Raw genomic sequence first — 26,845 nt, forward strand, 5'->3', positions numbered from 1 at the left:
ATAGTTCTAATTCTGTATAACAGAAAATTGATAATTTTGAAAGGAGATTTTTGATAAAAGGTCAGAAAAAATAACTGGCATAGCGATCGCCTAAATTCACCATTAAAGAATAATGATATAAGTATCTACCGATACGATTACGGCTTATGCCATCTCCACCTGACGACCTCTTAAAAATCCAACTGAGGGTATCATCCTCCCACCCGCAATTACTAGAAGGATTGGATATATGGTTGCGCTTGGGTTTAATCTCTGATATCCAAGTTATGCACCTGTGCCGACAGTTTCTAGTCTGTACATTAGTATTAGTTCCCGCCACTCAACCAGAAAGAGTAATTGTCAAGGCTTCTGACCCTGTAAAACCTTTACCTGTAGCAGCCTTAGCTAGTAGCCGCAGACAAACACCCAAACCACCACCAGAACCTAACTTCCTCACCTCAATGTTGCAGTCCCTGGGGGCAGAATTGAGTGTGCGTTGGCTATTATTTTTAGGTTTATTTTTAGTTGTGGTTTCCTCTGGCGTACTCGCTGCTAGTCAGTGGGAGAGGTTTCCGGCTTCTGGACAGTATGGTGTTTTATTCCTTTATACCTTAAGTTTCTGGGGATTTAGCTTTTGGGCTGGGAGACAAGATAATCTCAGGTTAACAGCGCAGACGTTGCTGATTGTCACCTTATTATTAATCCCGGTGAACTTTTGGGCAATGGATAGCTTTAAGTTATGGCAAAATCCTTTGGACTGGTTGACAGTGGCGATCGCCTGTCCTACTCTGACCTTTATTACAGCTGTACTCTGCAAAAATCGCGCTGTTTTTAGCAACCTACCCACAGGGAAATTACCTTTAATTAATATTCTGGGGTTAATTTATTTGCATTGGGGTTGGCAAATTCCCAACTTTCCGGTAATTGCTATTTACGTGGCAATGGTGGGTACAACTATCATTACTATTTATCACCATCGTTATCCACCGCAGCCCCCTACTACTTCCGAAAATTCCAATGCTGCACCGAATAATTTAGGTATCAGCTTATTCGCATCTGTAATTATTTATGCCTTAGTTGTTCTATTAATTCGAGCTATTTTTGTCAATGGAGTAGATATCACTCAGTTAGGGTTAGCCATTGGGATTTGCGGCTGGTTAGCAACTTGGTTAGCACAAAACCGAGATTCTGCATCTGTTTGGCAAAGATTGGGAGGCGCTTTCTTATTCTTGGGCTGGCTAATAACAGTATTCGATCAACCAGCACAAGCCATAGCCGTGAGTGGATTGGCTTTGTGGTATGTCGGTCATCGCTTAGGAAGATATTCCTTACCGATTGACTTAGCAATATTTTTTACCATTGGTTTACAAGCAGTTTGGCTAGGTTGGCGGTTAGTACCTTTAGATATCCAACAAAGTGCGATCGCCATTGGCATTCAACTTACTAACGCTGTCAATGAACCTTGGGCGTTATTGAGTGTCGCTTTATTCCCTTATTTAATCTTTATGGTGGTAATTACCGAAAAGCTAAATCGCCCCCAAAAGCGGGAATTAGCTAAATTTGGTGAATTGCTGACGCTGTTATTTGGTACTTTTTTAACCACCATTGGGACTGTAAATCCCACAGTGCGATCGCTCAATTTCCTCTTTTCTACCATCACTCTCGCCGTCGTCACCAAACGCCGTTCTTCTGTCCCCCTTCCCTTGGTATATCTGACTCACATCATGGGGGTGCTGACTTTATGTTCCAGTATTCATTGGCTATTACCAAATCTAGCTATACACATCTGGGTAACTATTTTACTCGCTTTGATGGTAGCAGAATGGGTATTTAGTTTGGGCGAAGGCTTATGGCAACAGAGTGCATGGTACATCGGCATAGGACTAGCAATAGTCAGTTTTAGCCTTTTGTGGGTAAATAATCTCGAAACTGGCTATAACTTAATTCTTAACCGATATCCTTGGGGATGGTTATGGCTAATTACCCCTATTAGTCTCACAGCTTTAGCTAGTCGCACCACTGGACAACGGCGCACAGCAAATACTTTATTAAGTATTCTCGCTATCAGTATAAGTCAACTATTAACTTTAGCACTGCCTGGAACCAGATTAATTAGTCTGGGTGTAGCTACGGCGGTAATGTTTGCCAATACTTGGTATTTGAGAGATAAAGCCACGGCTGTAATTACAGTTGGTTTTGGCTTGAGTTTAACCGGGGCGTTGCTGTGGGCGAGTATACCTGAACTTAGTATACCTGGGTGGTTTATTGTCGGGGCGATCGCAATTCTCAGTTTATGGTTAGCCAGAACCGCCCTCAACCGCAGGGGTAACGAATTAGCAACTATATATGCAGTCGCCTGTGACGGCTGGGCGAGTATATTATGTGGCATCGAATTATTTACGATGACCCTACACTCAGGTTTAGTATATTTAGGGCTATTTACCCCAGGAACATTATTTTTAACCGCCACCACCATCACATTAGGCGCAATTATTTATCGTAGTTGGCAGTCTCCCACAAATTGGGGATTTTATGGCATTGGTTGGTGTGCAGAATTGTTAATTGCTGAAATCCTGGCTTTTGGAGAACATTCATTAATCAGGATTGCAGTTGCTAACATCGCTTTGGGTTTAATCGCCCAACTTTTAGGAGAATGGTGGCGACGCAAACACCAATTAGAGAGAATCCCCAGCAGCTTGCACATTTTGCCCTTAATCTATGGCGGATTTAGTGTATTGCTGCGTTTAGACACCTTCACCGCTTGGACTGGTTTATTTTCCTTGGGTGTAGCTTTAATTCTCATTGGTGTGGGGCGACGCAATCAAGTTTTCAAACCTCTGTTGTATTTAGGCATCATTGGCGTATCTATTTCTGCTTATGAACTGCTGTTTTATCAAATGTCTCAAACCACGGGAGGCGCATTAGGTGATGGCTTAATTGCGATGTCTGCCCTAGGGACGAGCATCATGTATGCTTATCGTATCCTCACCCCCTGGATTGTCGGCTATTTACGTCTGACTCCCGCAGAAATTAAAGGTATCTCCCATCTGCACTGGTTTTGGAGTAGTGCCTTATTAATGGCGGCTATTCTCCTACCTATTGATATTAACCGTTTGGTGGGATTAGGTACTGGCGTATTTTTAATTAGATATGCCATATTTCAGGGTAAGGGAACCCCTGCTATCCCCCGCATTTTTGGCATGATCACTACAGGAGAATTGTGGGTTTACCTCGGATTCTTACAGGTAGCCGCTATGCGAATTTATTGGCGGGAAACAGCAGTGGGACAATGGTTCGGTGGTCCCTTAGTGCCTTGGAACGGTGCGATCGCTTGCGTAATTGCCTATTTTCTCTATATCTTACCCTGGGAAAGTTGGGGTTGGTCAAAAAGACCTTGGCAACAAGCCGCATACATCCTACCCCTAATAATTATATGGGAAACCAACCTGCAAGTTTCCCTCATTGCCTTACTCATAGCAGCTGGGTTTTATATCTTCCTGTCCAAAATGGGTAACAACATTCGTTTTACATATATCAGTGTAGCCATAATTGATTGGGGATTATTTCGCTGGTTTGGTAGCTTACTTTTGAATGATCCTTTGTGGTATGTAACACCAATGGGATTGTCAATATTGTATGTTGCTCAAGTAGATACTCAACTTAAACTACCAGCGTATAAAACGGCTCGCCACATTTTACGATTGTTAGGTAGTGGTTTGATTTGTGGATGGGCAGTTTTATTTAATCAAAATACACCTTTAATTCCTGGGGGTTTCAGCCTTGTAGCTATCTTTGCCGGATTAGCCTTGCGAACCAGGGCATTTCTTTATCTTGGTACAGCGACGTTTTTGATTACCAGTTTCTATCAGTTAGTGATTTTCAGCTTCAGCTACCCCTTTTTAAAATGGATTGTGGGTTTGCTAGTAGGTATCGTACTGATTTCCATCGCTGCTAACTTTGAAACTCGCCGTACTCAGATCAATATATTACTTCGCAATATCAGTGATGAACTGAAACAATGGCAATAGTTACGTAAAGATTCGGTGAAGTTTTTTTAAACTGTTACTAGAGAATTTTATTGTGGTAGTAATATTATTATGCTACTGGCAACAGTATTTTTACTTGTCCCAGATATGCATTGACTGCATTTATCTACCACAGAGAGACAAACCTTATATGAACTCTCGGCCTATTTCCTCTATTGAAAAATTGCTGCTTGCTATAGCAAAGAGTTCTAAGAAGTTGCTTCACCACATTAATGCTTTGCGTCCACGACAATGGACTAAAAACCTCGTGGTATTTGCAGCACCCTTATTTGCTTTTAGTATCAATTTTGAGTCATTACTGGGTAGTGTATTAGCATTAGTCTTATTTTGTTACACATCTAGTAGTTTTTACTTAATTAATGACCTCGCAGATGTAGAGGCTGATCGTCAGCACCCGGTCAAGTGTAAGCGACCAATTGCGGCTGGTTTAGTCAGTATTCCAGTAGCCATAGGCATGGCATTGGTGCTGCTAAGTAGTTCTTTAATGATCGCATGGTGGCGATCGCCCCAATTAGGAGCAACAATCACTGCTTATGCAATTTTGCAAGTTGCATATAATCTGCGACTAAAACGGACAGTAATTCTGGACGTAGGTGCGATCGCTACCGGATTTGTACTGCGAGCCTATGCTGGTGCAGCTGCTACTGGTATTGTCTTATCAACTTGGTTTTTACTGTGTACAGCAATGCTGGCACTGTTTTTGGGAATTGAAAAGCGCAAAGCAGAATTGCGGTTAGCGCAAATTAAAGGTGGCAAAACTCGTTCTGTTCTCAAGCGTTACTCTCTACCGTTGCTGAATCGCATGGAAAATGTAGTCACAACTGGTACGATTGTTACCTATGCACTTTGGAGTTCTGGCCCTGCCCTGAATGGAGCATCTACCTCTTGGATGTTACTGACTTTACCTTTTGTTTTGTATGGTGTTTTTCGCTATCAACTCCTGAGTGATCCCCAAGAAATTTCCGGTCAGGGTGATAGTCTTTCAGAAGTAGGTGGACGTAGTGAACGACCAGAAGAAGTTTTATTAAAAGACTTGCCTATTCTGTTTACAGTCTTGAGTTGGGTGATCACTTGCTTTGTCATTCTCTGGTTCAAACATCAAGGTCTTATAGAGTAAGGCATCTTCAGAAGCTTGCAGATGAAAAAATTGACATTTTTTTGGCGGAAGTGGCAAAAAGGAAGCAACAAACTTCCACAACGCAGCCATAAACTAGCCCAGATAGATATTGAGCAAATTCAGAAGTGTGGTGTTAAAGGAATTATTCTAGATTTAGATAACACTATTATTTCCGAAGATGATCGCTACATCTCACCTGGCGCAGAAGATTGGATTACCGAGGCAAAGTTAGCCGGATTAAAGTTGTTTATGCTCTCAAATGGGAAACGTCAATATCGCGTTAAATTCTGGTCGCATCGACTGAATATTCCCGCAATTAGTCCGGCTAAGAAACCCTTCCCCTCTGCTTTTCGCCAAGCCATATACTCAATGCGACTATCACCCAAATATGTAGTAGTTATTGGTGATAGTTTGCATACCGATATTGTTGGAGCATGGCTTTGTGGTTGTCCTTCCATCCAAGTTGCTAGCTTACCCCATCCGCCACGATGGTGGGAAAAAATTGCAGGTAAATGGATTCAAATGCCTTATTTAGAGAAAGCAGAACTTTGGGAATTCCATGATAATATTAATTATAAAAATTTTCAGTAAATAATTTTTATGAGTAAGCAAAACATCAGAAATGCAGGTAAAAAATTGACGTTATGACCAACCCAATTATCTTTAGTTTACTAATTTTAATTACAGTGGGGTTAAACACACTAGCACAAACTCTGTTGAAATTAGGAGCAGGTCAAAATCCCTTAAATATTTATTTATTAGGAGGTATTTGTAGTTATGGATTGAGTACTATATTTTATATATTAGTTTTAGGGAAATTGAATTTATCTGTTGCCTATCCAATGGTGATAGGTTTAACAATTCTTGCCACAATGATTGCTGGGTCTATAATTTTGCGTGAAAAAGTATTAATTTCTCAATGGATAGGGGTGGGTTTAGTGTTAAGTGGTATTTGGGCGATCGCTTTAGCAAAAAGTTAGTAAATTTTTTGTCGTCTGAGTCTTCCAATCAATCAGTATTTAATTTATTATGCAACTACAACAATCTGTTACATCGCTAAGTCAGAGAAATAAGATTCTTTTAGCTACTCTAACCTTAGTAATATTTAATTTACTTGTCTCTTTGTTAGTTGTAAATCCCATTATTTCAAGATTATATTCAGGTGAATCATTCTTTATTATCAAACCCCTCTCAGGTCGCACAGAAAATTCCCTAGACTTTTATATTCTCAGGTATATTAAATTTTTTATTGCCTTTAACCTGTTAGGCTCTTTTTGTTTAATAGGTGCTATATCATCTGTGAAATATCTTAGGCAAATTAGAAATAATTTTAATTATGCCAACATTTCTCACCAGTTCATAGTAGGAATAAAAAAAAATATGCTTCCAGATCGAGATTGGAAGTTAATAGTTACCACAATCTGTATCCCGTTAACTTTTTTTGTCATTTATGTGATACTGGGTCTACAAATATCGCCCTATTTCAAAATATTTGACTACTTTGGATCAGATATTGGTGAGCAGATAAACGGTTGGACATCTATGGAGTGGAACAGTAATCACAAAGGATCTCATCCTTTAATTCTGCTGTTTGTAGATTTTATAGGCTCAGGTCTACATCAATTAATCTCATCTAAAGTCGTAACCGTTATCCTTCTCAATGCCTTTTTTGCCAGTCTAGCGGTTTTCTTAGCCTTTATTTTCTTTCGCTTGGTGCTGGGAAAATTTTTGGATGCGACACTTTTAACGCTCGTATTTGGCTTCAGTATGAGCCAGTTAGCTTTTGGAATGATACCAGAAACCTATGCCTTTGCTGCTGCTAGCATTATTGCCACCCATATATTATTCTTTATTTGTTTACGAGACAAAAAACTATACACTGAATATTGGGTTTTAACAGGGTTATTTACATTTGGGATCACGATTACCAATTTTGCCCAAAGCATCATTTGCTTTTCGGTAGTCGTTATTTTGCTTCGCCGAAAAGATAGAGTTGCCATCGTTGCAGAATATATTGGTGTTGTATTCCTAATATCTTTTTTATTAAGTCTGATTCAATACAAAATTTTTACCAACGCCGCTCTATTTTTCGTACCTTCAACAGTTGTAACAGAGCTAAAATATACAGCGATTAACATTATTAATCAACCTTTAACTACGCTCCATGAATTGGGGCAACATTTTTTCATTGTCAATTTTGTCTCAGCCTCACCTTTGCCACCGGCGGAAGAAATTCTCACTCGCAGACCAATTATCGGCTTTTTTAAGCGTCCTCTGAATTACAACCTCGTGGGATTAGCAGGGATTGTTCTTTGGCTGTCTATTTTTATTTCAGGCCTATTCAAGAACATACAAATGATTCATCAGAACAGGCCTATGTTCTACGGACTTTTCCTATGCATTCTATTTAATATCGCACTTCATTCGGTATTTGGTGTACATGAAATGTTTCTCTATACCTGTCACTTTACTTTTTTAGTTCTAGCAATTGTCACCAACCTTTCATTAATTAAAAATAGGTATTACAAAGCTGGTTTAGTAGCTTTAATTGTTTTGATGGGAACAAATAATTTGTGGGTAATGAAGCAAATTATTGAAGCAGCCTCTACCCTCAGCAACAACACCCTTTGAAACAGAGGCATAGCAGGGGGCAGGGGGCAGGGAGCAGGGAGCAGAGGGAAAAGAAACTTACCACTTTTCCCACTTAGCACTCAGAACTCCTTAGTCCTGTACGGGCGGGTTTACTAAGGATTTTGACGAACCACAGACTGACTGCTTAAACCCGCCGCTAACAGCACTCAGCACTGTACAAAGCCTGAACCCATTGCCATTCTTGCGTTAAACCCTCCCTCAAGGAAACTTGGGGCTGATATCCTAAAATTTGCCGCGCTTTCGAGACATCAGCCGCAGTATGACGCGCGTCTCCCATCGCTTTTTCGATGTAATTCTTTTTAATGGGTTTGCCTACTATTTCTGCCATAGTATCCAAAACCTCTGCTAAAACTACCCTGCTACCACCACCAATATTGAATATTTCACCTGTGCCTTCTGGTACAGTGGCGGCAGCTAAATTAGCAGCTATGGCATCACTGACAAAGGTAAAATCTCGCGTTTGCTGTCCATCTCCATAAATGGGAATTGCTTCATCTTGCAATATAGCTTTAAAAAACTTATGAAATGCCATATCTGGGCGCTGTCTGGGTCCATAAACGGTAAAATAGCGTAGTGCCACAATGGGTACACCAAAGTTTTTGTGATATAGTCTACACAAACGTTCAGCCGCTAGTTTGGTAATCCCATAAGGGGAAACAGGTTGTGGCGGAATTTTCTCGTTGGTAGGTAATGTTTCGGCATCGCCATATACACTTGATGTAGAGGCAAATACTAATTTTTTCAGATTTTGAGCATCCTTCGCCGCTTCTAACAAAATTTGGGTTGCACTAATATTTCGTTCTGTATAATTCCGGAAACCTTCACCCCAACTGGCTCTTACTCCTGCTTGTGCTGCTTGATGGTAAACCACATCAACATCTTTAAGCAGCGCCGGCCAATCTAAAGACTGAATATCGCCTTTAATTAAAGTAAAATTAGGTGAATCTTGTAAATGTGCAATATTTTTGTGTTTTAATATCGGATCATAGTAATCATTAAACTGATCAATTCCAATTACCTCTTTTCCTTGTTGCAGTAATGCGTCCACAAGGTGAGAACCAATAAATCCTGCTGCTCCAGTAACAATATTTTTAGCCATGTATTCTATTCTATTGATATGTGTTTATTTTCAATATTCACAGGTTAATACTTAAAATTATCAAATGTCATGAATTAGGAAGTTCTTTGCAGTTAATTGTTTTAACGTTGAAAAATCCCTGATAAATACTGAAGACCTGTGTTGATATTTTCTAAATACTTATAACTTTATTGTTCTAAAAAAATAGAATTACTCCTTAAATATACGAATAAAATAAGTATAACCTCTAATGTGATTAGCACAAAATTTGATTAGGGACTTGCATAAGCACAATAATTGATGAAAAAATTGATCCACGAGTTCCCCGCTAGGGTGTTCTCGTTTCACAAGGGACGCACGAGGAAATAAGTGAAAGTTTTAGTTGTCGGTAATGGGGGGCGCGAACACGCTCTAGCTTGGAAACTGTTGCAATCTCCGCAAGTTGAGCAAGTTGTCTGTGTGCCAGGGAACGGGGGTACGGCTAGCCTGCAAGGTTGCCAGAATTTGACTTTGGCTGTAGATGATTTTGAGGGGATGAGCCGATATGCTCTGGAAAATGGGATTTCCTTGGTGGTAGTAGGGCCAGAAGTACCCCTGGCAATGGGAATCACAGACTACCTCCAAAGTCAAGGATTAATGGTGTTTGGGCCTGGGAAAGCAGGAGCGCAAATTGAAGCAAGTAAGGCTTGGGCAAAGGCTTTAATGGAGGCGGCGGGAATTCCTACAGCTAATGCTGTGGTATTTACTGAAGCAGTTGCAGCTAAATCCTATGTAAAAACACAGGGAATACCCATCGTTGTCAAAGCCGATGGTTTAGCCGCAGGTAAGGGTGTCATCGTGGCCGGAACTTTAGAACAGGCGGAAAGTGCCATTGATGCTATTTTTCAAGGACAGTTTGGGAGTGCGGGAAATTATGTAGTTATTGAAGAATGTTTGATTGGTCAAGAGGTATCAGTTTTAGCCTTGACTGATGGGTTAACTATTCGCCCGTTGCTACCTGCTCAAGATCATAAGCGGATTGGGGAGGGCGATACAGGAGAAAACACAGGTGGAATGGGAGCTTATGCCCCCGCACCTCTAGCCACACCAGAGTTAATGGGACGCGTTCAAACAGAAGTTTTGGAAAGAGCGATCGCCTGTTTAAGATCCAGAGGCATCGACTACCGAGGCGTACTGTATGCTGGATTAATGATTGCCCCCGATGGCGATTTGAAGGTTTTAGAATTTAACTGTCGCTTCGGTGATCCGGAAACTCAGGTGATTTTGCCACTGTTAGACACACCCCTCGAAGAATTGATTTTGGCCTGTGTACAGCAGCGTTTAGGCGAAATGCCCCCCATAGCCTGGAAACAGGGCGTATCTGCCACTGTGGTAGCCGCTTCCGGTGGTTATCCGGGGGAATACCACAAAGGCCAAGTGATTACTGGGATTAAAGAGGCGGAGGCAGCAGGAGTAACTGTATTTCACGCAGGGACAAAATTAAACCAGCAACAACAAATAGTCACAGACGGGGGACGTGTGTTAAATGTGACTGCTATCGGCAAAGATTTTCAGGAGGCGATCGCTCAAGCATACACTGGGATTAAGTCCCTGGAATTTGAGGGGATGTATTACCGTAAAGATATCGGTCATCGAGTCCTGAAATAGAAATTATTTCTGGTTTGCGCGCTACGCGATGTCTAAGGCGTGGCGCATCTCACCTCACCACGAAGACCACAGTATGATGAAGGTGTAGTAGAAGATCATTGACCTTATCTGCCGCAATTAAGTACAATCTACCCTTGCAAGTTGTCATCTCATCCGTACCTTCATCTTTCAATTAACATATTTATCAAATTAACTGTTAATTTTTTAGTTGTTGGGTTGAATAACCGAAACTACTAACAACTTTGTTTAAAATGCTGGCTCCCTTAAAAACAATCCGAGAAGCGTTCGCCAACGGCGTGTCCAAGACACTCGCTAACTGGTGGTCTGAATTTACCCTCCAGACCAAACTTTTGGCCGTCGCCACCTTGGTGGTGTCATTGGTCATGAGTGGTCTAACCTTCTGGGCTGTGAATACAATTCAGCAAGATGCTCGAATGAATGACACCCGCTTTGGTCGTGACCTAGGACTACTGCTTGCTGCCAACGTTGCGCCCCTCATAGCTGATCATAATCTCACAGAAGTTGCCCAATTTTCCCAACGCTTCTACAGCACCACATCTAGTGTGCGTTATATGCTTTACGCTGATCAAACTGGCAAGATATTTTTCGGCCTTCCTTTTTGGCAACCAGAGGTGGAAAACTCCCTGAGCATTGAAAGAAGAATACAACTGCCAGAAGATTACACCAATGACCTGGAAAAGCCGATGGTGCGGCAACATACAACTCCAGATGGGGTAGTCACAGATGTATTTATCCCCCTAATTGTCGATCAAGAATACCAGGGTGTATTGGCCATTGGCATCAACCCTAATCAAACCGCAGTTATTTCGACTAATTTTACCCGTGATGTCACCATTGCTGTTTTTATCACGATTTGGGTAATGGTGATTTTGGCAGGAGTAATTAACGCTTTGACCATTACCAAGCCGATTAAAGAACTTTTAGTAGGGGTAAAACAAATTGCTGCGGGTAATTTTAAGCAGCGCATTGACTTACCTCTAGGTGGCGAACTGGGAGAGGTAATTCTCAGCTTTAATGAAATGGCAGAGCGTCTAGAGCGCTATGAAGAGCAAAATATTGAAGAATTAACGGCAGAAAAAGCCAAATTGGAAACGCTGGTTTCCACAATCGCCGATGGCGCTGTATTAATTGATAACAGTATGCAGGTGATTTTAGTTAACCCCACAGCGCGACGAATTTTTGGCTGGGAAGGGATAGAAGTTGAAGGTAGTAACGTTTTACATCATTTGCCCCCAGCCGTACAGATGGAAATTACCCGTCCTTTGTATGAAATGGCCGCAGGCGAATGTGAGAGTGCTGAGTTCCGCATTCATTTGAACGAACCCACCAAGCGTACTGTCCGCATTCTTTTGACTACTGTACTCAATCTCCAACGGGAGAGCATTAAAGGTATTGCCATCACTGTGCAAGATATTACTCGCGAGGTAGAACTGAATGAGGCCAAAAGCCAATTTATCAGTAACGTTTCTCACGAACTACGCACACCGCTATTTAATATCAAATCCTTTATTGAAACTTTACATGAGTATGGTGAAGACCTGAGTGTAGAACAACGACAGGATTTTCTCCAAACTGTTAATAATGAAACCGATAGATTGACCCGTTTAGTTAACGATGTTTTAGATTTGTCCAAACTCGAATCTGGACGCAGCTACAACTTTGGTGGGGTGGATTTAGCACAAGCCATCGACCAAACTTTGCGTACTTACCAACTTAATGCTAGGGACAAAGGTATTGAACTAATTCAGGAAGTCCCTCTGGATTTACCTTTAGTTTTAGGTAATTATGATTTATTGTTGCAAGTATTAGCTAATTTGGTGGGGAATTCTCTCAAATTCTCTGAGTCCGGTGGTCAAGTGGCAATTCGCGCCTACCAATTAGATACCAAACCGGACTCACACAATCAGCAGGCTTATGTGCGGGTGGAAATCTCCGATACTGGTATTGGCATTGCCTCAGAAGACCAACAAGCAATATTTGACCGTTTTTTCCGTGTAGAGAACCGAGTTCATACCCTCGAAGGTACTGGCTTGGGTTTATCCATTGTGAGAAACATCATGGAACGGCATCGTAGTCAAATGCATCTGGTGAGTGAAGTGGGAGTTGGGACTACTTTTTGGTTCGATTTAACGCTATTTGAAGAAAAGCCAAATATCCCAGTTGACTCTACGGCAGAAACAATCACAATATCAGCCAGTTGACAAAGCTACGAGCAAGCAGATGAATAATAAACCTAGTAGCAGCAGCAAAGATTGGTGGCGTTTAGTCCACTTTTTCACAGTTGCATCAAAGCTGCTAGCTTCGCGTTGCTCTTGTAATCTTAACTGGCTTGCTTCCAGATTTTCATACAAAGTACAGTCTTTAGCGTAGGGGCGTTTAGGAAAGTTGCAAGTATCATCGGCGTGATATGTGCAGCTGTCACACAAATACTCTTCCCCAGTAGCACGGTGCAGTGGAATTCCTGGATGACCGTAAGCTTTGAGAGTTGTACGACAATAGGGGCAAGTAATCGCCTGACTATCAACGAGTTGATGGCAATGGGGACAAGATATAGTAGCCACAACTTCAGCACAAATAAGTAAACATTTTGATTCTAGCGATTTATCACCAGTTGCAACACTACTTAAAATTATATGATAATCATTCTTGGTAAATTGTAATTCCAGAAAACAAGTGCGTCGTGCAATCTTATCACGTGCGCTAGTCGTCAGGACGCAAGGTCTTGCGCTGGTCTATTTACCTGAAAATACCTGTAAATGCAACTTCATTGAGAAATGGTATAAAACAAGTTCAGTTTAGTAGATGTAGTCATCTTTAAAAAATATGTTAAGTCAAGATTGGTTAGTCACAGATGATGGTAAGTGCGAAACTTGGGAACAATCACCAGATGATTTAGAATTATTAACCAGTCAATATCGACTCTATCGGTTTTTAACGGATCTCGAAGATATTCTACATAAATGTCAGAGCGATGCCTCCGGCGAGCGCAGCTATCGCCTGCGACTACAAGCAATTTGTCCCTTAGTGCGGCGATTATTGACCAGTTCGGAATGGTTGCAAGGTGAATATCTTGAACCAAATCCTGAAACAGGCTGGTCAGTCCTCACCCTATATGATGAGCCTGATTTTCCCTTGACTGTGCAAACAGTCGCCTGGCTACCGGGAAAAGTTTCACCGATTCACAACCATGCTACTTGGGGAGTTGTCGCACTAATTAGTGGAGAAGAAAAAAATACTATTTGGAGACGGACTGATCAAAACGGTAGCATTGAAAAAGCCGGAGATATTATTTTAAATCCAGGCGAAATTATTGGCTTCATGCCTGATGCTATTCACCATGTTGAAGCCTTGGGTGATGAACCGACAATTAGCTTTAATTTGTATGGTGAAACCAACTATCAACAGCGTTTTGAATTTGATCCTGTTACCGGGACTGCGAAAAATTTTTGATGTCGATGTTAGACAGTTCAGCGTCTTCTAGAACGACTACTGAACTGTCTTGAATCAAATATAGGAATCCTATACTTTGGGAAAATAATCAAAAAGTGTGGTATATTCTAAATGATATGAAAATATTTTCATATCAATAGCAATTCAAACCATAATCATGGTGAATGATGAAGCCTAAAAATTTATCGTCTCCATCCTTTTGTGCCGAGCAACTCAAAGTTTTAGCAGATAAAACTCGTCTATCTGTTCTCCAAATTCTCATGGAAAGCCCTAAACACGTCGGGGAAATAAATACTTTCTTAAAACTAGAGCAGAGTTTATTATCCCATCATTTAAAAATTTTGCGATCAGCAGGTTTTGTGGAGGCGAAAAGAGATGGTAAGGCGGTACTTTATCATTTTGTGCCAACGGTTCGACAAGTCAATACTAGTAAAGTAATTGATTTAGGCTGTTGTCTCCTTTCCTTTGAATAGAAATTAGAAACCTTTCTTAATGAAACAACTCAAAAACCTAGCATTTCTCGCTGTCGGTTTCACAATTTGCTTAGGGCTAAAATCTTGTACGCAACCATCCCAAATAGCGACCCAATCAACAAATCAATTACAAGGAAAGTTGGTTTTAACAGGTTCTAGTACAGTAGCACCATTAGCAGCAGAAATTGGTAAACGATTTGAGTCAAAGCATCCTGATGTGCGAGTGGATGTACAAACAGGAGGTTCATCTCGCGGTATCGCTGATGTGCGGACAGGAGTTGCTGATGTGGCTATGGTATCTCGTAGCCTCAAAGATGAAGAAACAGACTTAAAAAGTTTTGCGATCGCGCGTGATGGAATTGGCATTATTCTACACAAAGATAATTCAGTAAAATCTCTGTCAAATCAACAAGTTTTAGACATTTACACTGGTAAAATTGACAATTGGCAACAGGTTAATGGCAACAATGCCCCGATTACAGTTGTCAATAAAGCTGAAGGACGTTCTACTCTAGAATTGTTTCTTAATTACTTCCAAATCCAGAATAGCAATATTAAATCATCTGTAGTCATTGGCGATAATCAGCAAGGTATTAAGACAGTAGCAGGGAATCCCAATGCTATTAGTTATGTATCAATTGGTACGGCTGAATTTAGCCTCAATAGTGGTATTCCTATCAAATTATTACCACTGAATAAAATCGCTGCTACTACTGAAAATGTCCAAAATCAGACATTTCCCCTTTCTCGTCCCCTAAATTTGGTTACTAAAAACCAGCCCCAAGGCTTAAAACAAGCATTTATCGAGTTTGCCCAGTCGCCTCAAGTCCATGATATTGTTCAAAAACAAGAATTTGTCCCCATTTCAAAGTGATATCGTTCTCCTGTGGATATTACGTTTATTTGCTGGAATCACAGGTATTATAGTTATCTTGATTACGGGATTTCTATTACTCGAAGCATTACCAGTAATACAACAGATAGGATGGTTACGTTTTTTCACAGATCCATCTTGGCATCCAGTGGAAGAATTTTATAATTTGCTGCCGATGTTGTGGGGAAGTCTGTTAGTAACACTCGGTGCGGTAATTCTGGCTGCACCTATAGGCATAAGTTCGGCGATATTTTGTCAGTATTATGCACCGCCTTTCATTGCTATATTTTATCGGCAATTAATTAATTTACTGGCAGGAATTCCCTCTGTTGTGTACGGGTTTTGGGGTTTAGTTGTGCTTGTCCCCCTGATTGGCAAACTGCAACCACCCGGAACCAGTTTGTTGGCAGGAATCGCTATTTTGACATTCATGATTTTACCAACAATTGCACTCACCGCAGAAGCCAGTTTTGCCAAAGTTCCCCAAGAGTATCTACAAGGTGCAGCCGCCTTGGGAATCTCTCATTGGGGAACCATCCGAGGCATTGTTTTACCTGCGGCTAAATCCGGTTTATTGACTGGTTTGATTTTAGGCACAGGACGCGCCATTGGGGAAACGATGGCAGTCTTAATGGTTTGTGGCAATGTTGTCCAGACTCCCACCAGCTTATTTGACCCTGTTCGCACCCTCACTGCTAATATCGCTTTAGAGATGGCTTACGCTACTGGGAACCACCGTTCAGCCTTGTTTGTGAGTGGCTTGTTATTAATGATGGCGATCGCCTTCTTAGTAGTCATAGCCGAAGGTGTCAGCCGGAGGAACATTTATACATGAAACTGTCATTACCTACCCTAATTATGTGGGCGTTCGCCGGAGGCGGGGCTTTGCCCATCGCTCTGTTTGTCACCACCATTTTTTGCTGGATTTTAGGCGATATCATTTGGCATGGTATCGGGCAAATTTCTGTAGAATTCTTAACAACAGAACCGCGAAATGCTGGGCGTGAAGGAGGAATTGCCCCGATACTGATTTCTACTGGTTTAATATTAGGAGTTTGTATGGCCGTTTCTCTTCCCCTGGGTGTGGGTACAGCCATATTATTAGCCGAATTTACAAGTACAGAAAATGCCTTTGGGCGTTTAGTTCGTCGCAGTTTAGATGTCTTAGCCGGAGTACCATCGATTGTGTTTGGCTTGTTTGGTAATGCCTTTTTCTCGATAAAATTGGGACTCGGTTTTTCCATTTTATCCGGTGGTTTGACATTAGCTTGTATGGTGTTGCCTATACTAATTCGTTCCACAGAAGCAGGATTGCAGGCGGTTCCCGCAGAGTATCGATTAGGGGCAGCAGCCTTGGGATTATCACGGACTACCACATTATGGAAACTACTTTTACCAGCAGCCACACCGGGTCTAATAGTGGGCTTAGTCTTGGGAATTGGACGCGCGATCGCCGAAACAGCGGCACTAATTTTTACCAGTGGTTATGTAGATAGAATGCCAGAATCATTACTAGATTCAGGGCGATCGCTATCCGTTCACATTTTCGATTTATCCATGAATATTGCTGGAGGAGACGCTAACGCCTACGCCTCAGCCCTAGTCCTCTTAATTTTATTACTACTGGTGAATAGTATAGCAACTTGGACAACCCAGTTTTGCTTCAGAACTTCCAAATAAAAAACCTCACTTCGACAAGCTCAGTGACCACTCAAACTCTCTTTCCTCTGTGTCCTCTGCGTCTCTGCGGTAGCCTACGGCAAGCCCTTCGGTCTAAGTTTATCCTTTATGTCTCAACCCACACAAAATTCCCGGTCACATCTACCCTCAATGCAAACCAAGGCACTGAGTTTATATTACGGAAAAAAAGCAGCATTTACAGATATCACCATGCCCATTGAAGCAGGTAAAATTACCGCCTTAGTGGGACCTTCTGGCTGTGGCAAAAGCAGCTTTTTAAGCTGTCTGAACCGCCTAACTGATTTAATCCCGCACACCAAAATTTCCGGAAGTATCCGCTTAGATACTAGAGAAATTCTGCATAATTCTGTAGATGCGATCGCACTGCGTCGGCGGATAGGTACAATTTTCCAAAAACCCAACCCTTTCCCCTTCTCAATTTGGAAAAACCTCGCATTTCCCCTACAAGAACACGGAATCAAAAACCGCGAAAAACTTGACTGGCTAATTGAAACCGCACTGCAAGACGTGGGACTGTGGACAGAAGTCAAAGATCGCCTCAATACCTCCGCCTTATCTTTATCAGGTGGACAAAAGCAGCGCTTATGTATTGCCCGTGCTTTAGTTTTGCAACCAGAAGTCCTATTATTTGATGAACCCTGTAGCGCCCTTGACCCCATTTCTAGTGGAATAGTAGAAGATTTAATTGCCAGTCTGCGGGGACGTTATACAGTAGTAATTGTGACTCACAACCTCGCCCAAGCTAGACGAATTGGTGATTACGCCGCCTTATTTTGGGTACAAGCCGAAGTAGGGCGATTAATCGAGTATGGTACTATCGAGCAGATGTTTACCGCCCCGCAGCACGCCTTAACTGCTGCTTATGTCAACGGTATTCGCGGTTAAATCCTTTTTAGCTTCAGTTTCGTATTAGTCTACAAAGCCCTAATTCAGACCTTGCTAAATTTGAACTTGAACTCTGATTCTTGGCTTCTTTGCGCCTAACGCACTTCGTGCTAGAGCCTACGGCACGCTCCGCGAACGCTAGAGCCTACGGCACGCTGCGCGAACGCTGATGCGCCTTTGCGTGAAACTAACTCACACCTTTGTCATACAACCAAAAAATTATCATGACTTATCTTGAAACAACCGCTAACTTTTATAGTGAAGTCGCCGAAACACCACAAGTGGGATTATGTTGCGTCCAAAGCAGTCCGTTACAACTACCAGGACTCAAAATTTCCTCCCAGATGCAGGAAATGAACTATGGTTGCGGTACAACCGTACATCCCACAGAACTAACTAACGACCCAACGGTACTTTATGTAGGCGTTGGCGGTGGCTTGGAAGCACTGCAATTTGCTTACTTCTCCCGTCGTCCAGGGTCAGTAATTGCGATTGAACCTGTAGCGGCTATGCGTTTAGCAGCGACTCGGAATTTAGAACTTGCTGCTCAAGAAAATGACTGGTTTGAGCCGAATTTTGTCGAAATTCGGGAAGGAGATGCCTTTGCGTTACCGATTCCTGATGCTTCTGTCGATGTAGTAGCACAAAATTGTCTATTTAATATATTTAAACCCGCAGATTTGCAGTTAGCTTTACAGGAAACCTTTCGAGTTTTAAAGCCCAACGGACGCTTACTGATGAGCGATCCCATTGCGACTCGTCCCATTCCCGAACATCTGCAAAATGATGACAGGTTACGCGCCATGTGTCTATCGGGAGCAATGACCTACGAACAGTATATTGAACATCTGGTAAATGCGGGCTTTGGTCAAGTAGAAATCCGGGCGCGTCGTCCTTACCGTCTCCTGAATCGCCAAAATTATAATTTAGCAGAAAACTTGCTGCTAGAAAGTCTCGATTCTGTGGCTTTTAAAGTGCCAATTCCTGAAGATGGAGCTTGTATTTTTACAGGAAAAACAGCAATCTACACCGGAGTAGAACCCTTCTTTGATGACCAAGCCGGACATATTCTGCAATCGGGAGTACCTGCGGCGGTATGTGATAAAACTGCTGGTAAATTAGGTGAAGCCGCTCCTGAAGAAATCCTGATTACAAATTCAACTTGGCATTACAATGGTGGTGGATGTTGTTAGTAATTCTCCCTTAATTAGTTTTTTGTAGCACAGAATGAAGATTGAGAATGGTTCAGGAAAAAGTAAATCCTTTATCTTTAAATTCAGACATCACCCCTTTTAGAAAAAAGCTGAATTTACCCCTAACTAAAAACCCAATTACTGTTTTACAACTTAATTTGGGTAAACGTTGTAATTTGGCTTGTAGCCACTGTCATGTAGAAGCCAGTCCCAAACGCACTGAAGAACTTTCCCCGGAAATTTGCCAGCAATTAATTCAATTAATTGAGAAATTTCCCCAAATTAAAGTTGTAGACCTGACAGGTGGCGCTCCCGAAATGCTCTATGGCTTTAAACCAATTGTAGAAGCAGCGCGAGCAAATGGGAAACAGGTAATTGTGCGCTCTAACTTGACTATTTATTTTGAAGCTGGTTTTGGGGATATTCCCGAATATTGCGCTCAAAATCAAGTCAGAATTGTGGCTTCTCTGCCTTGCTATCTCTCTGATAACGTTGATAAAATGCGAGGAAATGGTGTCTATGATGCATCAATTCGCGCTTTGCAATGGCTGAACCGTCTTGGCTATGGAAAAGACCCCAATTTAATTATTGATTTAGTTTATAACCCGCAAATTCCCACTTCCGAGAATTTTTCCCTCACACCCAATCAAGCTAAACTTAAACAGGATTATAAAATGTTCTTACAAGAACATTTTGGTATTAGTTTTAATGACTTGTTTGCAATTACCAATTTACCCATTGGCAGAACTAAGTTTCATCTAGAACACAAAAAACTGTACAGACCTTATCTCCAATTTTTAGAATCTCATTTCAACTCTACAACGATTGAACATTTAATGTGTAGAGATGAACTTTCAATTGACTATTTGGGTAATGTTTATGACTGCGACTTTAACCAAATGGAAAATTTGCCTTCAAAAACTGATGCTGGCGAAACCCTAAATGTTGCGAAGTTGTTGGCTGCTGGCACATTAGATTTAATTACAGAAATTAGGACTGCACATTACTGTTACGGTTGTACTGCTGGGTCTGGTTCTAGTTGTGGCGGCACTTTAATTTAACCCAAGAACTTTTATGTAGGGTGTGTTGTCGCGTAGCGCAACGCACCATCATAGATTCTCAATGCGTCATGACTAATATGATTTCCGCCAAATCACCCATAACGCACCCTAAATGTCAAATTTGTGAACTTTGCATAACTACAGTTCCCGTAGGACGAGAGACATTTGGATCTGTTTCCAAGGTGACAACTAGCCCAGAAAATTGTGGGTGATAAAATTCTTTGTACATTTGAGAAGTAAACGGTAGCTCATGGGAAGCAGTTCCCCAAGCATAGGGCTTAACTTCACCACAGGGTAACTTTTCGTTAGCAACAACAGTCCATAGTAAGTAAACATATCCAGGCGGTGGGGCGGGAAGATTTTGGAAAACCATCACCGCTTTTTCTTGCTCAGGATTTATAATCACGCTTCCTGAACTGTTTTCTGTTGAGTTAACCGCTTGAAAAGTAAATAATCGCGTTTGCGAATTTTGGAGTAGGCTTTTAACCATTTGAGCTTGGGTAAAATCCTGGCGTAAACGCTGGTTATCGGCTGTGACAATACCGAGATTTTGCCGTAGTCGATAGTTATCAACTCCTAGAACCACTACAAACAATGCTGCTATACTACCAGCCATTTTTATCCACCGTCGAGTCGTTCGCGTAGCGACTCCTTGGGAGTTTCGCGTAGCGACTCCTGGAAAGTGTCCTTGAATCACAGTAGCTTTTTTGGTGGAATCTTTGGCTTGTTCTAGAATTTTTGGTAATAAATTGGCTGGTGCTTCTACTTCGGTGAAACCATCTACAACTTGTCGCAAAACTTCCTGCAAATCCTCAACTTCAGCTACAAGTTCTGGATTTTGATCAAGTAATAGCCGAAATTCTTCTGCTTCTTCAGGGGTGAGGTCATCTACGACAAACCCCGCAGCTAGGTTTTTGATGTATTCGGGATCGAAAGATTTATTCATATATTGATAAATCCAAATCTAGTAAAATGCGCTTAAGTTTTAGTAATCCTTGACGGGTGCAGGTTTTGACTGTACCCAGAGGGATGTCAATTTGTTTGGCAATTTCTGACTGACTTAATCCTTGGTTATAAGCCAGTTCAATTACTTGACGCTGTTTTTCGGGAAGTTGTCTCAATGCTTTGTAAATTCGCCCCGATCGCTCTACAAAAGTTGCTTGCTCAACAGGCGTTGGAGAAGGTGTTGCTTCATTTGACATGGTTTGTCCCCACCGTTCCACAAGTTTGAGTTGTCTGTTGCGATCGCGTAGTTTATCAATGGCGCGCGATCGCGTTACAGTTACCAGATAGCGCACAAAAAAGCGACAATCTGGATTACTAGATGCTTTTCGCCACAGTGTCAGAAAAATTTCTTGAGTTAAATCTTCGGCTTCTTGGGAGTTCGCCAATATTTTCAACGCTAACCCATATACCAGACGACCATGACGATTAAACAAAATACTTAATGCTGAGGAGTCGCCATTTTTGAGCGCCACAAATAAAGCTTCATCTGTAGCAGATGAAAGTTCTTTAGCATTTGGCTGGGGTAGTTTAGGCTCCATGCTGTGTTAAAAACAGGACTGAACAGATACCGGAGCCAGTGAGTGATAATCTTTGTTCCATCACCTCTCTCCATTTCCTCTGGAAAATACCATCTATTCTGATGACGACTGGTGTCATGCGATCGGATTGGATTTCTCTGGATTTTCATAGAGACCAAGGAATCTTTCTCCGTTGAAATGAATCATGTGATCGGGTTGATCTGCAACCCAAACTTCTGTTTCCCACGAAATTTGAGCAAGATACCGAGTCATTTCCTTACGGCTGGGAAAAGCTGTAACAAAAACTAATCCCTTAAGGCTGGACTGAAACAGCTGCTTTAATTCATTGTGACGTTTCAAGTTGACCGGACCATGACTAGTCACAGCTTCTATCAATACAAGCCAGTCTTGCTTCTCATAGTCAACTACAATATCTGGCATTTTACCGTGAGGATCTAGCTCAATCCCCATTTCTCGAAATTTCTGAGTTTCATTGATAATGAACTTATCTCCAGCATCGCCCACATAGAGAACTAAACCTCCAGGTGTAAATCTGGGACAGAAGCTCTCCAAAATGTCTTTTATCAATATATTTTGTCCACCTGATGATAGCTGAATAGCTTGACCGTTAGGCAAACTTACCGGAATCATCGGTATATTTCGCTTTCTATCCTGCAACAGATTTGTGACTGAAACAGCATAATTTTTACGAGCTTCTTCCCACTGCTCAGAACCATAGGATTTCAGAAGCGATAATGCTTGCTGATGAAGCTGATAACACCATTTGGGACTGTTAATCGGTCGATTTGGTTGATCTGGATTCTCAACAACTATCCCCATCTGCACAAACTGGTGCATTGTTTGCCGTCGAACTGTTTCGCGTGTATTCGGTGCGTATTGTTTACCGTAGTTATCACGAAACCAATCCATCATTTGTGTAATTCCCCGTCTTGGTGCAGTGGCTTGATTCCAAGGTGTTACAGGTCGAATATCTGCCAAAGCGAGTAAGCAAAGTGCTGATCGTTCGTTTTGCTGCTCTCTGGGAGCAGAAATATCTTTGAGAATTGCAAGTGCTTCCTCAATTCGTTTACCAGCCTGAATTGCATTTGTTGCTTCGCTCATAATCGACAAAGTTTTATGTACAACTGTATCAAGTTGCTCTTGATTAAAGTGAGAATCACCAATTTGGGTTCCTAGTTGGATTAGATCATCTTTGCAAGGGTACTTAATTTTACGCAAATCTGTTGCATTGACTTGTGTATGCCCACTAAACTGCCGGAAGTAATAATCAAATAAACTTGAATTGAGAAATGCTGTCAGACCTCGTGCCAGGTCAGGGTTCATTCCTTGACCTCTAGCATGGTAGTAGTTAAGATGATTCTCTATGCCTAATAGAGGTGCATCGACAGGAGAACACACAGCAGCAACTACACGACGCTTTTCTTCCTTAGCAGAAAAACGTTTTATCAAAACGTACCAACCTGATCGAACCAACCATTTTTCTGTTTCTTGGTTTTGTGCGATCGCTATCGACTTGCGAGGGTTTTTAGGCGGGAATAAAACTTTCCCTATTTTCATAGATTCTGGGTAAAGCAGTGGAACACTTTTTTCATCTAAGCAAGTTCTCAAAGCTGATTTGAGACGGAAATCAACAACTGGACCCGTTGAAACTTCTAAACCAATTTCAGCTAAAGTAGATGAAAATTGCTTCATTTGTACTCTCAAATAATCTTCAAGAGAGTTTGTAACAATATGAATAAATCTCTCTGAATCATTAGTCTCAATTACTTCGCTGTAAGGAACATATCTTAATTCAGAATAATCATATAAATCAAATTCAGAATCATTACTAATTTCTATATGCTCAGGTTTATTTTTGGTTTTAATTGCCTGAAAAATAATGTTTTCCTGTAATACATTGTCTGCCGCAAAAACTGCTGAACGACTTTCAAATATATGAATTTTTTTCAGCCCCATACTTTCCAGAAAAGCTTGACGAAAAGGACGAAAATAAGCACCATTACAGAAACTTCTCGGCGTAATTGCAACTATTTCTCCGTCCTCAGTTAGCTGTAATACAGTCAGCCAAACAAATGCGCTATATAGATTTACAGTTTCAATCCCTAGTTTTGAAAGAATTTTCTTTTCAATTGATTGGCTGCTAATCTTCCTATAAGGTGGATTCAGAATTGCATGAGTGAAACTGGTGGAAGAAGAAGTGGTAAAAAGTGGTAAATTTATTTCAGCAACATCTTTAATAAAATTTTTCTCATGTAAACAGTAATTTGCTTGAATGCCTTTATTTTCTAAAGCTACACAACAATCTATAAGACATTGCTTCAAAGATGATAAAAAGGTAGCTTCAACTTCATACGCTGTTATGAAACAACTTTCAATCTGGTGAGAATTTGCCAATAATCGCTCTACAAATGCAGCAGTTAATGCCCCAACTCCGGCTCCAGGGTCTAGAAGACTAATGTGACCAGATAAACTGTCGAACTGTCTAGCCATAAAACGAGCAACTGGAGCAGGAGTTAAAAACTGTCCCAATTCACTACGCTGCTTCAAATCCAACCTGGAAGAGACATGAATCCTGGTGATGTCAGTGGAGTCTGTAAGGAACGTCGTCATGCTGTTAATTTAGCCAACATTACATTTTAATATTTAATTTAAACTCGTTTCACCAAGAATTAAATCCAATTCTGATCTTCACTCGTCTTATAAATAGATGCGCCACAATTCACAGTTCCCATCCCTAAATACAGGGAAATAACTGGAAATGCACCCAAACTGCATTGTGGCAGAACAATACCATTGAAGCGTGAGGAAAAGAACAATGTACAAACCGAGCAAATTTTTCTTAAGTCTACTGTGTTTGAGCGGACTGGTTCTGACAGTATCGTGTAGCGCAACCAACCCAGATAATATTTCTCAAAATCAAGCCTCCCCATCAACTACAGATGTTGCTCAGTCAAATCCTTGCGCGTCTAAAAATCCCTGCGCGTCTAAAAATCCCTGTGCATCTAAAAATCCCTGTGCATCTAAAAATCCCTGTGCATCTAAAAACCCCTGTGCTGCTAAAGCCAAATCTGTAGGAGGTCCCCTCGCCCAAGAAATTCAGGATAAACCAGTACTGGTAGATGTGTTTGCTACCTGGTGTTCCGCTTGTAAGAATATTGCGCCGACATTATCACAACTGGAAAAAGACTATGAAGGAAAAGTCCATTTCGTGGTTTTGGATGTTAGCGATAAAGCGACCACAGCTGAAGCAGAAGCGAAAGCAAAAGAACTAGGACTAAGCGAATTTTTATCTGCCAATAAGTCTCAAACAGGAATGCTGACCATCGTTGAGCCTAAAACCGGAAAAATATTAGCACAGCACCGCAACAATCCGAATTTAGCAGATTACAAAACGGTTCTTGATACTGCTTTGACTCAATAAATTACCAAAAAATGAGTTGCGCCTTCCTTTGTTATTGAAGAAGCAACTTCATTTTTACCTGACTTAAGGATAACTTAATGAAACAGATATCTCAGTCTTCCACTGAGGAGAAAGCTCCTCGGCGTTCTAAAATATCGAAAAAATGGCTAGTTTACGGTGGATTGGGATTACTCTCTTTAATTCTGGTAATCACCTTGGGTTCTGTAATCAGTCACCCTGTTGAACGGGTAATTTCTATTGTGGAAAACCGCTATCAACAGTGGTTTGACCAACAAAACACAACAAATCCATTGGTATTGATGCCTTTGGCGTTTATCGGTGGGGTACTTGCTAGTGTATCTCCCTGTATCTTGGCACTTTTACCAGTTAACCTGAGTTACATTGGCACATTAAAAATTAACTCCCGTTGGGATGCTTTTAGTAAGGCTGGCTTGTTTGTTTTGGGAGCAGTGACAATTTTAAGTCTGTTTGGCTTAGTCTCATCCTTCGCCGGAGCCGTGATGGTGGATTACCGGGGCTATATCAATATAGTAGTGGGTGTGATTATGGCTGTGATGGGTCTGTGGTTGATGGGGGTGGTACAACTTCCCCTACCGCAGATGAATGTAAATCTCCCCCAGGCTGGCCCTTATGGCGTGGGTTTGACTTTTGCCCTGGTGAGTTCCCCCTGTGCTAGTCCGGTGCTGTTTGCTGTCCTGGCTGCGGCAGCTGCTACAGGTTCGCAGGTGTTGGGTACGCTGACAATGGTTAGCTATGCGCTGGGTTATACTCTCCTGATTTTCCTAGCGAGTTTATTTACGGGACTGGCTAAACAAAGTAATAAGTTGTTGAGACATTCTGAGGGCATTATCCGCTTTGGCAGTGTAGCGCTCCTTTTCACTGGAGCATATTACCTATTTACTGGCACTCAATGGTTTGTAGGAGGTTAGTCATGGTCGAGAATCTGGTGATTATTGGTTCTGGCCTTGCGGGTTATACTGCCGCTATCTATGCAGGACGCGCTCAACTAAAGCCTTTGGTATTTGAAGGTTTCGGTGCTGGGGAATACCTGGAGGTCAATTAATGACCACTACTGAGGTAGAGAATTATCCCGGTTTTGCCGCAGGAGTTCAGGTGCCAAAGTTAATACAGGAGATGCGCCAGCAAGCACAGCGATGGGGTGCTAAATTAATTACTGATGATGCGATGGGCAAAGCCCCGCCTGCGGCGATCGCTGTGGATTTTTCTCAATACCCTTTTGCGATCGCCTCTGATGATACCCTAGAGGTTAAGGCTCGCGCTGTGATTATCTGTACGGGAGCCACTGCGAAAAGATTACATCTACCGGGTGAAGAAAAGTTTTGGAATAACGGCATCTCTGCCTGTGCAATCTGCGATGGGGCAAATCGTTTGTTTAAGAATGCAGATATTGCTGTGGTTGGTGGCGGTGATTCGGCTATAGAAGAAGCTCTGTATCTAACTAAATATGCTCGTCAGGTACATTTACTGGTAAGAGGCGATCGCCTACGAGCTTCCAAGACTATGCAGGAGCGTGTATTTAATCACAGCCAAATTCATATCCATTGGTATAGCTCACCTATCAGTGTAGATGGTGATCAGGTATTACGTTGCGTTCAAGTTCAGGATAATTTGACTGGTGCAATTTCTAACTGGGAGCAACGCGATTTTGTGAAGTCGGAGAAAAAACAAGCGATCGCAAAAAC

22 protein-coding genes and 1 pseudogene are annotated in these 26,845 nt (G+C 41.6%); 18 read left to right on the plus strand and 5 right to left on the minus strand.

The features are described 5' to 3' along the window. Positions 1–146 precede the first annotated feature (146 nt). From ACM0OW_RS19140 to ACM0OW_RS19160, 5 genes are all read left to right on the plus strand, one after another. Entirely contained in the window at positions 147–4,007 is a 3,861-nt protein-coding gene (locus ACM0OW_RS19140; protein ID WP_414551738.1) for a DUF2157 domain-containing protein, read from the plus strand. Between the two features lie 148 nt (positions 4,008–4,155). After that, positions 4,156–5,142, plus strand: coding sequence for a decaprenyl-phosphate phosphoribosyltransferase (locus ACM0OW_RS19145; RefSeq protein ID WP_414551739.1), 987 nt, complete (start codon positions 4,156–4,158; stop codon positions 5,140–5,142). Positions 5,143–5,163: 21 nt separating this feature from the next. Continuing rightward, on the plus strand, positions 5,164–5,733 hold the full coding sequence (locus tag ACM0OW_RS19150; protein ID WP_414551740.1) for a YqeG family HAD IIIA-type phosphatase: 570 nt from the start codon (positions 5,164–5,166) through the stop codon (positions 5,731–5,733). Positions 5,734–5,786: 53 nt separating this feature from the next. Beyond that, entirely contained in the window at positions 5,787–6,122 is a 336-nt protein-coding gene (locus tag ACM0OW_RS19155) for an SMR family transporter (protein WP_414551741.1), read from the plus strand. Positions 6,123–6,171: 49 nt separating this feature from the next. Next, entirely contained in the window at positions 6,172–7,773 is a 1,602-nt protein-coding gene (locus tag ACM0OW_RS19160) for a hypothetical protein (protein ID WP_414551742.1), read from the plus strand. A 157-nt stretch (positions 7,774–7,930) separates the two neighbouring features. On the opposite strand, the gene ACM0OW_RS19165 is transcribed toward ACM0OW_RS19160, so the two are convergent. Next, positions 7,931–8,893 (minus strand): NAD-dependent epimerase/dehydratase family protein, encoded by a 963-nt coding sequence (locus ACM0OW_RS19165; protein ID WP_414551743.1) that lies wholly within the window; start codon positions 8,891–8,893, stop codon positions 7,931–7,933. A gap of 348 nt (positions 8,894–9,241) precedes the next feature. Between ACM0OW_RS19165 and purD the strand changes: the two genes are divergently transcribed. Together purD and nblS are read left to right on the plus strand one after the other, a co-directional pair. Further along, positions 9,242–10,519: a phosphoribosylamine--glycine ligase gene (gene purD / locus ACM0OW_RS19170; protein WP_414551744.1), complete on the plus strand. Its 1,278-nt coding sequence runs from the start codon at positions 9,242–9,244 to the stop codon at positions 10,517–10,519. A gap of 251 nt (positions 10,520–10,770) precedes the next feature. Further along, positions 10,771–12,741, plus strand: a complete 1,971-nt coding sequence (gene nblS / locus ACM0OW_RS19175) for a two-component system sensor histidine kinase NblS (RefSeq protein ID WP_414551745.1) — start codon at positions 10,771–10,773, stop codon at positions 12,739–12,741. On the opposite strand, the gene ACM0OW_RS19180 is transcribed toward nblS, so the two are convergent. After that, entirely contained in the window at positions 12,730–13,101 is a 372-nt protein-coding gene (locus ACM0OW_RS19180) for a zinc ribbon domain-containing protein (protein ID WP_414551746.1), read from the minus strand. The genes nblS and ACM0OW_RS19180 overlap by 12 nt on opposite strands. 262 nt (positions 13,102–13,363) lie before the next feature. Between ACM0OW_RS19180 and ACM0OW_RS19185 the strand changes: the two genes are divergently transcribed. The 8 genes from ACM0OW_RS19185 (at position 13,364) to arsS (ending at position 20,177) form a co-directional block, all read left to right on the plus strand. Then, positions 13,364–13,990: a cupin gene (locus ACM0OW_RS19185; RefSeq protein WP_414551747.1), complete on the plus strand. Its 627-nt coding sequence runs from the start codon at positions 13,364–13,366 to the stop codon at positions 13,988–13,990. A gap of 164 nt (positions 13,991–14,154) precedes the next feature. Next, positions 14,155–14,463, plus strand: a complete 309-nt coding sequence (locus ACM0OW_RS19190; RefSeq protein ID WP_414551748.1) for an ArsR/SmtB family transcription factor — start codon at positions 14,155–14,157, stop codon at positions 14,461–14,463. A 19-nt stretch (positions 14,464–14,482) separates the two neighbouring features. Further along, a complete protein-coding gene (locus tag ACM0OW_RS19195) occupies positions 14,483–15,337 on the plus strand; it encodes a phosphate ABC transporter substrate-binding protein (RefSeq protein WP_414551749.1) in 855 nt (284 codons plus the stop codon). Next, on the plus strand, positions 15,318–16,172 hold the full coding sequence (pstC, locus tag ACM0OW_RS19200) for a phosphate ABC transporter permease subunit PstC (protein ID WP_414551750.1): 855 nt from the start codon (positions 15,318–15,320) through the stop codon (positions 16,170–16,172). Before ACM0OW_RS19195 ends, pstC begins: the two co-directional genes overlap by 20 nt. After that, positions 16,169–17,017, plus strand: a complete 849-nt coding sequence (gene pstA / locus ACM0OW_RS19205) for a phosphate ABC transporter permease PstA (protein ID WP_414551751.1) — start codon at positions 16,169–16,171, stop codon at positions 17,015–17,017. The genes pstC and pstA overlap by 4 nt, the downstream gene beginning before the upstream one ends. Positions 17,018–17,125: 108 nt before the next feature. Beyond that, positions 17,126–17,923 carry a phosphate ABC transporter ATP-binding protein gene (locus ACM0OW_RS19210; protein WP_414551752.1) on the plus strand — a complete coding sequence of 266 codons (798 nt, stop codon included), beginning with the start codon at positions 17,126–17,128 and terminating at the stop codon, positions 17,921–17,923. 224 nt (positions 17,924–18,147) lie between these two features. Beyond that, complete coding sequence (arsM, locus tag ACM0OW_RS19215) at positions 18,148–19,116, plus strand: arsenosugar biosynthesis arsenite methyltransferase ArsM (RefSeq protein WP_414551753.1); 969 nt, start codon at positions 18,148–18,150, stop codon at positions 19,114–19,116. A 47-nt stretch (positions 19,117–19,163) separates the two neighbouring features. Beyond that, complete coding sequence (arsS, locus tag ACM0OW_RS19220; RefSeq protein ID WP_414551754.1) at positions 19,164–20,177, plus strand: arsenosugar biosynthesis radical SAM (seleno)protein ArsS; 1,014 nt, start codon at positions 19,164–19,166, stop codon at positions 20,175–20,177. Between the two features lie 115 nt (positions 20,178–20,292). Here the strand turns inward: arsS and ACM0OW_RS19225 are convergent, their stop codons facing one another. The 3 genes from ACM0OW_RS19225 to ACM0OW_RS19235 all read right to left on the minus strand — a co-directional run bounded on the left by ACM0OW_RS19225 (position 20,293) and on the right by ACM0OW_RS19235 (position 24,331). Further along, entirely contained in the window at positions 20,293–21,123 is an 831-nt protein-coding gene (locus ACM0OW_RS19225) for an anti-sigma factor domain-containing protein (protein ID WP_414551755.1), read from the minus strand. After that, positions 21,116–21,721 carry a sigma-70 family RNA polymerase sigma factor gene (locus ACM0OW_RS19230; RefSeq protein WP_414551756.1) on the minus strand — a complete coding sequence of 202 codons (606 nt, stop codon included), beginning with the start codon at positions 21,719–21,721 and terminating at the stop codon, positions 21,116–21,118. The genes ACM0OW_RS19225 and ACM0OW_RS19230 overlap by 8 nt, the downstream gene beginning before the upstream one ends. 114 nt (positions 21,722–21,835) lie before the next feature. Further along, positions 21,836–24,331, minus strand: coding sequence for a BsuBI/PstI family type II restriction endonuclease (locus tag ACM0OW_RS19235; protein ID WP_414551757.1), 2,496 nt, complete (start codon positions 24,329–24,331; stop codon positions 21,836–21,838). Between the two features lie 205 nt (positions 24,332–24,536). Between ACM0OW_RS19235 and ACM0OW_RS19240 the strand changes: the two genes are divergently transcribed. From ACM0OW_RS19240 to ACM0OW_RS19250, 3 genes and pseudogenes are all read left to right on the plus strand, one after another. Continuing rightward, positions 24,537–25,142 carry a thioredoxin family protein gene (locus tag ACM0OW_RS19240; RefSeq protein WP_414551758.1) on the plus strand — a complete coding sequence of 202 codons (606 nt, stop codon included), beginning with the start codon at positions 24,537–24,539 and terminating at the stop codon, positions 25,140–25,142. A gap of 77 nt (positions 25,143–25,219) precedes the next feature. After that, positions 25,220–26,071, plus strand: coding sequence for a cytochrome c biogenesis CcdA family protein (locus ACM0OW_RS19245; protein WP_414551759.1), 852 nt, complete (start codon positions 25,220–25,222; stop codon positions 26,069–26,071). Positions 26,072–26,073: 2 nt separating this feature from the next. Then, positions 26,074–26,845: pseudogene (locus tag ACM0OW_RS19250) on the plus strand (NAD(P)/FAD-dependent oxidoreductase); the annotation flags it as partial.

It is taken from the genome of Anabaena sp. CCY 0017 (genome assembly GCF_963920885.1).
GTDB lineage: Bacteria > Cyanobacteriota > Cyanobacteriia > Cyanobacteriales > Nostocaceae > Nodularia.